Consider the following 6077-nt stretch of genomic DNA (forward strand, 5'->3'; position numbering starts at 1 on the left):
GTGCAATGGGCGGGGGGCGTGGGGGTGGTTGTCTTCATGATTTCTCTTCCTGCTCACATCGGTGATTGTTTTATTGTTGTGAGATTATTGTTGTCATATTAGGGTGTTCACATCCATCACCATTAATTCACTCTGCTGTTGCAAAAAAGAGTACAGGGGCGCCATGAGTCCATTTTCCCGTTTCGCGCACTATTTCATCGCCGTGGCCCGCTGCGGCAGTCTGCGCCGGGCCGCCGAGCAGCTGCATATCTCCGCCTCGGCAATTAACCGCCAGATCCTGCAGGCCGAGGAGGCCTTCGGTACCCCGCTGTTCGAGCGCCTGCCGGAGGGACTGCGGATGACCACCGCCGGTGAGTTGCTGTATGACAACCTGCTGCGCTGGCAAAAGGAGTTTCGCCAGACGCGGCAGAAATTCGATGAGCTGCAGGGGATGAAGCGCGGAAGCGTTAGCGTTGGCATGGTGCAGGCGCTGGCGGAAGGGGGATTCGCCGCCGCGCTGGCGGAGATCATCGCCAGCTGGCCGTGGCTGGAGCTGGATCTGCAGGTGGCTGACAGCCACACCGTCAGCCAGAAAGTGCGTCAGGCGGACCTGGACGTCGGCCTGATCCTCGATCCGCAGGGGCAGGCTGGACTCAGCGTGCTGGCCTTTGCCGAACTGGCGGTGGGGATTGTGATGCGTCCGGACCATCCCCTGGCGGGGGCGAAAGCGCTGTCTTTGGGCGAGCTCAGCCTGGAGCGGCATATCGTGCCCGGCGCGCCGCTGATCGTCCATGAGCGGGTGGCGCTCCTCTATCGCCACCATGACTTTGCGCCGGAGAATACCATCAGCTGCAATGATATCCGGCTTATCAAGTCGTTGGTGCTGCGCGGCAGCGGCGTGACGCTCCTTAGCCTGCTCGACGTGCTGGACGAGGTCCAGCGTGGACAGCTGGCCTTTGTCCCGCTGCGCAGTACGCTACTGCGACCGCTGACCCTGGCGCTGTGTACTGCGCCCTCGCGTCAGCTTTCGCGGCCCGCGCAAATGGCCATTCAGACGCTGAGTGCGGTGATCGAATCCATGGCGACGGTCAGCCCAGCGGCCCGCTGAGGATGGTGTCGCACATGCCGTTGATAATGCGCTCCCCGGTCTCCTCACGCAGCTCCTGGTACCAGGCTTCGGTGAGCTGCATATCCTTCCCGTGGGTAATATCGCACCGTTTGCGCGCCTTCAGCACCAGGTCACGAACCCGGTCGCAGCGCTGGGCTTCATACTCGCGCAGGGCGGCCGCAATATCTCGGGTCTGGCGGAAAACGGCGCCCAGCACCACTGCATCTTCCATCGCCGCGCAGCCTCCCTGGCCAATATCCGGGGTGGTGCTGTGTCCGGCATCGCCGAGCAGCGCGACGCGGCCGCGCACCAGGCGGCTGAAAGGTTCGATATCATGGATTTCAATGCGGTTGGTGGTCTGCGGGTCGAGGGCGGCGATCAGCTTCTGCACCGGCGGCGCCCAGCCGGCAAAGTAGCGGCTGAGGTCAGCGCGCAGGGTGTCACGATCCTCCGCCAGACCCGCCGGAAGCGGCACATCAAAGAAAAAGTAGAACCGGCCGGCGGAGACCGGCATCAGCGAGACGCGCTTGCCTTCGCCGACAAAGGTGGTCCACTGATCGCCGGGCGCCAGCGCTTCATCTATCTCCACCAAACCGTTCCAGTTGACGTAGCCGGCGTAGCGGCGCTGCGGGGTAAAGCCCAGCACCCACGGACGCAGTGCGGAATGGCTGCCGTCGGCGGCAATCAGCAGATCGCCGCTGGCGCTGCTGCCGTCGGTAAACCATACCGTCACGCCGTCGGCGTCTTCTTCACAGCGGGTGACGCGTTTGCCGAACTGCACGCTGTCCCGTCCCCAGTAATCCAGCATTTCCCGCTGCAGTTCTGCCCGGGAGACCGGGCAGGGGCGGCTGCCGGTGCGTTCGATCAGCGGGGCGAGACTGAACTGGGTCATGTTCTCGCCGCTGCGGAAATCACGATACGCCATCCGGCGCAGCGGCCCGCCGAAGGTCTCCATGATGTCGCCCATGCCGAGGTGGGCCATGCACTTCACGCCGTTGGGCCACACGGAAATCGCTGCGCCGACCGGTTTGATCTCTTTCACCGCTTCATAGACGTCGCAGTCGATCCCCGACTGTTTGAGCGCCACTGCCGCGCTTAAACCGCCGATGCCGGCGCCAATCACGATTGCTTTCATTTTTTTCTCCTTCTCCCGATGTTGTGACTGACTACAGCAATTTGCGTACCAGTTCGCCGGAGGGAGGAAAACCGCCTGCCTGAGGCACAGCGATGGCTCATGACGCACCGCATCGGTGCAATGTGAGGTATTGGTTGCCTTTTTATGAATCAAAAGTTTCTGTATGTTGCATTAAGAATCTATCGTTTCAGGCGCCTGGTTCAGCAGCGGAGAGGGGTGATGCATCACGAGCGTAATCTAAGTTGATGATTTTGAAGTGATAATAAATTTATTGGTGCCCTTTTGTCGTCTCTGGCCTGCTTTGTGCACTAGCCCATGCACTTCTCTTTGCTACGGGATATCACTATGTCTGACGAACATCACAGTGGCCTGCTTTACGGCCTTGAACAGCGGATCCCACCGCTTCCGGCCTTTTTCAGCGCTCTCCAGCATGTGCTGGCGGGCCTGGTGGGGATCATCACGCCGCCGCTGATCATCGGCGCTACCCTCGGGCTTGGCGACTGGCTGCCGTATCTCATCAGTATGTCGCTGCTGGCCTCGGGCATCGGCACTTTTCTGCAGTCCAATCGGGTATGGGGCATCGGCGCCGGGATGATCTGCATGCAGAGCACCAGTTTTGCCTTCCTCGGCGTGACGGTGGCCGGAGGGATGTGGGTAAAAGCGCAGGGCGGCGGGCCGCAGGATATGATGGCGATGCTGTTTGGCGTTAACTTTGTCGCCGCTCTGGTGCCGGTGATTGTCAGCCGCTTTATCGAACCGCTGAAGAAAATCTTTACTCCCATCATTACCGGCAGCGTGATTGCGCTGATCGGCATCAGCCTGATCAAGGTCAGCGTCATCAACTGGTGCGGTGGGGAAAAGGCCGAGGATTTCGCCAGCATGAGCAATATCGCGCTCGGGGCGGGCACCCTCGGGGTTATCGTCCTGCTGAGCTGCGCCAAAAACCGCTGGCTGCGGCTCTCCTCGGTGGTGGTGGGCATTGCCGTGGGCTGCATCGCAGCGGGGCTGAGCGGTCAGTTCCATCTTCACAGCCTGGGCGACACTCTGTTTCGCCTGCCGACGCTGTTTCCGTTCGGCTTTCAGTTTAACAGCGCGATATTTCTGCCGGTCGCCCTGGTGTCGCTGGTCTGTATTCTGGAGGCGGTGGGCGATCTGACGGCCAACTCGCTGATTTCACAACAGTCTGTTGACGATCGCGCTTTCCGTAACCGGCTGAAGGGCGGTATCCTGGCGGATGGCGTCAGCTGTATGGTGGCGGCCATGCTCTGTGCTTTTCCGAACACCACCTTCGCGCAGAACAACGGCGTGATCCAGATGACCGGGGTGGCCAGCCGCTATGTCGGACGCTACATTGGCGTGATTCTGATCCTGCTCGGGCTGTTCCCCCCGGTGGGCGAACTGCTGCGGCAGATCCCGGCGCCGGTGCTGGGGGGCGCAACGATGGTGATGTTTGGCTGCGTGGTGGCGGCCGGGATCCGGATTATTACCCAGACCCCGCTGAGCCGTCGCGATGTGCTGATCGTGGGGCTGGCGTTTGGCGCGGGTCTTGGCGTGGAGTCGGTGCCGGCGTTTCTCAGCCATTTTCCGCCGATGGTCGGCGATCTGTTCGGTTCGGCAGCCACCAGCGGTGGGCTGGTAGCGATAGCGCTGAACCTTATTCTGCCGCAGGAGCAGGCGGCGACGAAATCGTTAAGGAGTCAGGATGATCGCGCTGAGTCAGTTTAACAGCCTGAGCAAAGATGAGGCGGCGGGGCTGCTGGCCCCCTGCGTGGCGATCCCGGCCTGGGGCGAGACGCTGGTGAGCTTACGACCTTTCGCCAGCCGCCATGCGCTGCTGCAGACCGCCCGGGAGGCGATGGCTAACTGGGGAGAGGACGAGCTGAACGCGGCGCTCAGCGCCCATCCGCGGATCGGTGAGAAGCCGACCGGCAGCCAGGCGCATGCGGCGCTGTCGCGCCAGGAGCAGTCGTCGGTGGACAGCGAGAATGAGCGGCTCGCGCAGGCCCTGCGGGAGGGGAATGCCCGCTACGAAGCCCGCTTTGGCCGGGTGTTTTTAATCCGCGCCAAAGGGCGCAGCGGCGAAGAGATGTTGCAGGCGTTGACGCGCCGGCTGCAGCATACCGCCGACGAAGAAGTGGCCGAGGCGCTTGCCCAGCTGCGAGAGATTACGATGTTAAGACTGGAAGGAGTGATTGGCGAATGAGTACCCTGAGCACCCATATTCTGGATATTTCCACCGGTACGCCGGCAGAAGGCGTAACGGTCAGCCTGAGCCGGGAGGGCGAGACGCTGGCGAACCTGGTGACCAACGCCCAGGGGCGTATCGCCACCTTTAGCGCCGCGCCGCTGCCGGCGGGGCACTATTGCTTAACAGCGGAAACCGGGGCGTGGTTTGCCCGCGCCGGGCGCGAGAGCGTCTTTACCCGGGCGCAGATTGATTTTGTCATCGGCGAGGCGGCAGAGGACCATTTCCATCTGCCGTTTCTCATCGCCCCGGGCGGGTGGTCCACCTACCGCGGCAGCTAAGCGCGGCTGCCCGCTGCCGGGCGGCGCTGCGCTTGCCCGGCCTGGATCGTAACGGAGCGGGTAGAGACAGCCCGTAGGCCCGGTAAGGCGCAGCCGCCACCGGGCATGTACAGGTGGCTCCGGCGATCATCCTTCCTGTTTTATCCCCACACAAGGATAATTATTCTCTTATCCCCACCAGGGGATATCCTTGACATTATCCCCTGTAGGGTATAAAACCAAGTTTATCCCGACAGGGGGATAAATGATGGTGAGGAACAAGGCGATGAATTCCCCGCAGATATACAGTCCCGTGCAGCTGGCCAATTACCTGAAGCTGCTGCGCCAGCAGAACCACTGGACCCAGGATGCGCTGGCCAGGCGGATCGGCATTAAGCAGGCCACGCTGTCCAATTTTGAAAATCACCCCGACAAAACCACCTTAACCACGCTGTTTAAGATCCTCCAGTCGCTGGGGGTGGTGATGATGCTGAACGCCAAAGCTGCTGAGACGGCGCCGGCTCCCGATAACAACACGGACCTTGACTGGTAATGGCGACGCTTACCACCTGGATGAACAATGTGCGCGTGGGAACCTTAACCCGCCAGGCTAACGGGGCGCACAGTTTTCGCTATGAGGAAGAGTGGCTGCGCAGCCCGCGCGCCAGACCGCTCTCCCTCTCACTGCCGCTGCAGTATGGCAATATCACTGCCGACGCGGTGTATCACTATTTTGATAACCTGCTGCCCGACAGCCCGCAGGTCCGCGACCGGATCGTCAGGCGCTATCAGGCGCGCTCGAAGCAGCCGTTCGATCTGCTGGCCGAAGTCGGGCGGGATAGCGTAGGGGCGGTGACCCTCCTGCCGCCGGGGGAAGAGGCGCACCTGGAAGGATTACGCTGGCAGACGCTGGACGAGGCGCAGCTCACCGCTTTGCTGACCGCTTACCAGTCGGATATCCCCCTCGGGATGATTACCAGCCAGGACGATTTCCGTATCTCGGTGGCCGGCGCCCAGGAGAAAACGGCGCTGCTGCGGATGGGCGAGCAGTGGTGTATTCCGCAGGGCGCCACGCCGACCACGCATATCATTAAGCTGCCCATCGGCGAGATCAAGCAGCCCAATGCGACGCTGGATCTGCGTGAAAGCGTGGATAATGAGTTTCTGTGCCTGGCGCTGGCCAGAGAACTGGGCCTGGCGGTGCCGGAAGCGGAGATCATCGCCACCCCGCGGATCCGCGCCCTGGCGGTAACCCGCTTCGACCGGCGCTGGGCGCAGGAGGGACGGGTGCTGCTGCGTCTGCCGCAGGAGGATCTGTGTCAGGCTTTTGGTCTTCCTTCAGCGATGAAA

The 6077-nt window shown here is 61.9% G+C and carries 7 protein-coding genes; 6 read left to right on the plus strand and 1 reads right to left on the minus strand.

The features are described 5' to 3' along the window. Positions 1 to 163: 163 nt before the first annotated feature. Positions 164 to 1087: a LysR family hpxDE operon transcriptional regulator HpxR gene (gene hpxR / locus KHQ28_RS27045; RefSeq protein WP_032418980.1), complete on the plus strand. Its 924-nt coding sequence runs from the start codon at positions 164 to 166 to the stop codon at positions 1085 to 1087. Here the strand turns inward: hpxR and hpxO are convergent. Further along, complete coding sequence (gene hpxO / locus KHQ28_RS27050; RefSeq protein WP_002904783.1) at positions 1068 to 2222, minus strand: FAD-dependent urate hydroxylase HpxO; 1155 nt, start codon at positions 2220 to 2222, stop codon at positions 1068 to 1070. The genes hpxR and hpxO overlap by 20 nt on opposite strands. 345 nt (positions 2223 to 2567) lie before the next feature. Between hpxO and KHQ28_RS27055 the strand changes: the two genes are divergently transcribed. The 5 genes from KHQ28_RS27055 to KHQ28_RS27075 form a co-directional block, all read left to right on the plus strand. Next, entirely contained in the window at positions 2568 to 3947 is a 1380-nt protein-coding gene (locus KHQ28_RS27055; RefSeq protein WP_032418979.1) for a nucleobase:cation symporter-2 family protein, read from the plus strand. Beyond that, a complete protein-coding gene (gene uraD, locus KHQ28_RS27060; RefSeq protein WP_032418978.1) occupies positions 3925 to 4425 on the plus strand; it encodes a 2-oxo-4-hydroxy-4-carboxy-5-ureidoimidazoline decarboxylase in 501 nt (166 codons plus the stop codon). Before KHQ28_RS27055 ends, uraD begins: the two co-directional genes overlap by 23 nt. Further along, entirely contained in the window at positions 4422 to 4748 is a 327-nt protein-coding gene (uraH, locus tag KHQ28_RS27065; protein WP_004215084.1) for a hydroxyisourate hydrolase, read from the plus strand. The genes uraD and uraH overlap by 4 nt, the downstream gene beginning before the upstream one ends. A 265-nt stretch (positions 4749 to 5013) precedes the next feature. Continuing rightward, complete coding sequence (gene hipB, locus KHQ28_RS27070) at positions 5014 to 5280, plus strand: type II toxin-antitoxin system antitoxin HipB (protein WP_004176198.1); 267 nt, start codon at positions 5014 to 5016, stop codon at positions 5278 to 5280. Beyond that, on the plus strand, positions 5280 to 6077 hold a 798-nt coding region (locus KHQ28_RS27075; RefSeq protein ID WP_211777755.1), incomplete at its 3' end, for a HipA N-terminal domain-containing protein. The genes hipB and KHQ28_RS27075, both read left to right, overlap by 1 nt.

This window comes from Klebsiella sp. 28 (genome assembly GCF_018223905.1).
Lineage (GTDB): Bacteria > Pseudomonadota > Gammaproteobacteria > Enterobacterales > Enterobacteriaceae > Klebsiella > Klebsiella pneumoniae.

What these genes read in the sequence shown, in the direction of transcription:
- hipB (WP_004176198.1), top strand. Translation starts at nt 5,014, where the DNA reads ATGAATTCCCCGCAGATATACAGTCCCGTGCAGCTGGCCAATTACCTG.
- uraH (WP_004215084.1), top strand. Translation starts at nt 4,422, where the DNA reads ATGAGTACCCTGAGCACCCATATTCTGGATATTTCCACCGGTACGCCG.
- uraD (WP_032418978.1), top strand. Translation starts at nt 3,925, where the DNA reads ATGATCGCGCTGAGTCAGTTTAACAGCCTGAGCAAAGATGAGGCGGCG.
- KHQ28_RS27055 (WP_032418979.1), top strand. Translation starts at nt 2,568, where the DNA reads ATGTCTGACGAACATCACAGTGGCCTGCTTTACGGCCTTGAACAGCGG.
- hpxR (WP_032418980.1), top strand. Translation starts at nt 164, where the DNA reads ATGAGTCCATTTTCCCGTTTCGCGCACTATTTCATCGCCGTGGCCCGC.
- hpxO (WP_002904783.1), bottom strand. Translation starts at nt 2,222, where the DNA reads ATGAAAGCAATCGTGATTGGCGCCGGCATCGGCGGTTTAAGCGCGGCA.